The organism is Rhodopseudomonas sp. BR0C11, assembly GCF_010820945.1.
In the GTDB taxonomy this organism is placed as follows: Bacteria; Pseudomonadota; Alphaproteobacteria; order Rhizobiales; family Xanthobacteraceae; genus Rhodopseudomonas; species Rhodopseudomonas palustris_H.
On record NZ_QTKI01000756.1, the window covers coordinates 1 to 974 of the forward strand.

Sequence of the window (974 nt, forward strand, 5' to 3'; positions counted from 1 at the left end):
GCGTAGGCGCATTGCATGCGCCCCGAGCACGGCGCACTCCCTCTCCCGCTCGCGGGAGAGGGCCGGGGTGAGGGCGCCCCAGGCAGTGAGCCAGCGATCCGCGAAGAGGAGTGCCCTCATCCGCTACGCTTCGCGCGTCGACCTCTCCCGCAAGCGGGAGAGGTTACTCAGCAGTCGGATCGAGGTTGTTACCAAAGAGAGATTCCGGGGTCGCTGACTTCGTCAGCGCCCCGGAATGACTCGTCGAGGGGTGGCTCAGATCACCTTGCGGATCCAGCCGTGCTTGTCCGGCGTGCGGCCGTATTGGATGTCGACGAGCTGCTTGCGCAGGCCCATCGCCACCTCGCCGGCCTGGCCGCCGTTGATGGTGAAGTCGCCGTGGTTCGAGCACACCTTGCCGATCGGCGAGATCACCGCGGCGGTGCCGCAGGCGAACGCTTCCTTGAGCTTGCCGGAGGCCGCGTCGGCGCGCCACTGATCGATCGTGTACGGCTCCTCGCGGACCACGCGGCCGGCGTCGCGCGCCAGCGTGATGATCGAGTCGCGGGTGATGCCGGGCAGGATGGTGCCGAGCGGCGGGGTCGACAGCGAACCGTCGTCGAACACGAAGAACACGTTCATGCCGCCGAGCTCTTCGACGTAGCGGCGCTCGAGCGCATCGAGGAACACCACCTGGTCGCAGCCGCGCTCGATCGCTTCGGCCTGGGCGCGCAAGCTGGCGGCGTAGTTGCCGCCGCACTTGACGCCACCGGTGCCGCCGACCGCCGCGCGGGTATAGGTCTCCGACACCCAGATCGACACCGGGGCCGGGCCGCCCTTGAAGTACGAGCCGACCGGCGAGGCGATCACCGAGAAGATGTACTCCGCCGACGGCTTGACGCCGAGGAACACTTCGCTGGCGATCATGAACGGCCGCAGATACAGGCTGCCTTCGCCGCCCGGAATCCAGTTGCGGTCGATCTTCACCAGTTGTT

The 974-nt window shown here is 67.8% G+C and carries 1 protein-coding gene; it reads right to left on the minus strand.

Annotated elements, in window-relative coordinates; all coding sequences use genetic code 11:
* Positions 1-255: 255 nt before the first annotated feature.
* A partial coding sequence (locus tag DYI24_RS27170) for a branched-chain amino acid aminotransferase (RefSeq protein ID WP_164574525.1) occupies positions 256-974 on the minus strand: 719 nt, incomplete at its 5' end.